The organism is Pelagibius litoralis, assembly GCF_011683915.1.
GTDB lineage: Bacteria > Pseudomonadota > Alphaproteobacteria > Kiloniellales > Kiloniellaceae > Pelagibius > Pelagibius litoralis.
This window is the reverse complement of sequence record NZ_JAAQPH010000062.1, coordinates 1-713: the sequence shown is the minus strand read 5'-3', so window position 1 is coordinate 713 and position 713 is coordinate 1. Positions and strand designations below refer to the sequence as shown.

Sequence of the window (713 nt, the reverse complement as noted above, 5' to 3'; positions counted from 1 at the left end):
CCGCATAAACTGGAGCGGCGCGGCAACACGACATGGTCCCTGGTGGAGGTGGCTTTTGCCGATGGGCCTTATCTGGATGAGAACACAGTCTCAGGACAGACCCTTGATCCCTCTGCTGTTTCAGGAAATGGTATCACTATCACGGCTGTCGGGCACTCGCCCTTTGTAGATGGCGACGTTGGCCGCTTGATCCGGCTTCGGCCATCGGGCGAGCCAGGCTATGCGATCATCACAGAGGTTGTCAGCCCGGAACAGGTGAGGGCCGATGTGAAGCGGGTTTTCGCCAATGCCAACGCCACGGGCAATTGGAGCCTGGGCGCTTGGTCGGCGGATCGCGGTCATCCCTCCGCCGTTTCGTTCTTCGAGCAACGATTGGTTTGGGCAAACACCCGCGCTCAGCCGCAGAGCTTCTGGATGTCGCAATCTGGGGACCTGGAGAATATGCGGCCGGACAGCTTTGAAGGTGGCGCGACCGAGGTCCAGGACGATGACGGCCTGGATTTCACGATTGCAGCCGATCAGGTCAATGCTATCAGATGGATGTCGCCGGGGCGGCAGTTGATCCTGGGCACCTCCGGCGGTGAATGGTCGGTCACCTCGGATGGACCGGTCGTGACGCCTCTGGATATCCAGGTGAGGCGGGAGTCGACCAACGGCAGCGCCAACATCCTGCCTGTGCGAATCAGCTCCATCGTGCTCTTCGTCCAGCGCGC

At 60.9% G+C, this 713-nt stretch carries 1 pseudogene; it reads left to right on the top strand.

Annotated features, from left to right (window positions below):
- A pseudogene (locus HBA54_RS28605) lies at window positions 1–713 on the top strand (hypothetical protein); the annotation flags it as partial.